1 protein-coding gene is annotated in these 641 nt (G+C 72.7%); it reads left to right on the top strand.

Annotated features, from left to right (window positions below):
• Window positions 1-553, top strand: a 553-nt coding sequence (locus tag N864_RS22890) for a citrate/2-methylcitrate synthase (protein ID WP_034723042.1), incomplete at its 5' end; no start/stop codon positions are given.
• Between the last annotated feature and the right edge of the window lie 88 nt (window positions 554-641).

Here is a 641-nt window from a genome sequence, read left to right as displayed (position 1 = left end):
CGAGCTGCTCCGCGTCCTGCTCACCGCCCTGCTCGACCACGGCCTGACGGCGTCGACCGTCGCAGCGCGCGTCGCGGCCTCGACCCGTGCCGGGATCCACGACTGCCTCGCCGCGGGCTACGCCGCGATGGCGGGGCCGCTCCACGGGGCCGCGCCGATCGCGGCCCGGGCACTGCTCGACGACTCCCGACCTGCGGTCGACGTCGTCGCGGCGGCGCTGCGCCGGGACGGCCACGTGCCGGGCTTCGGGCACTTCCTCTATCCGCGAGGTGACCCGCGGGCCGACGTCGTGCTCGATGCCCTGTGGGAGCGTCGCGGAACGGCGCGCCTGCGACAGCGGGTCTCGGAGGTCGCTCGGGTGGTGGAGGACCACTCGGGCCTGCTGCCCAACATCGACCTGGCCAGCGCGGCCGTGCTCGCCGCGCTGCGCCTGCCGGCGAGCGCCGGCGAGGTGGTCTTCCAGGTCGCCCGCTCCTACGGCCTGACCGCCCACGTCATCGAGGAGTACGCCGAGGAACCGCTGCGGTGGCGCGGCCGCGACCCCCTCACCTGACCATCCCGTCATCGAGAGTGCAGCACTCTCAATCGAGAGTGCAGTACTACAGATCGACAGTGCAGTACTCCAGATCGACAGTGCAGTA

Source organism: Intrasporangium chromatireducens Q5-1 (assembly GCF_000576575.1).
Taxonomy (GTDB): domain Bacteria; phylum Actinomycetota; class Actinomycetes; order Actinomycetales; family Dermatophilaceae; genus Intrasporangium_A; species Intrasporangium_A chromatireducens.
This window is presented reverse-complemented; position numbering and strand designations above follow the sequence as displayed.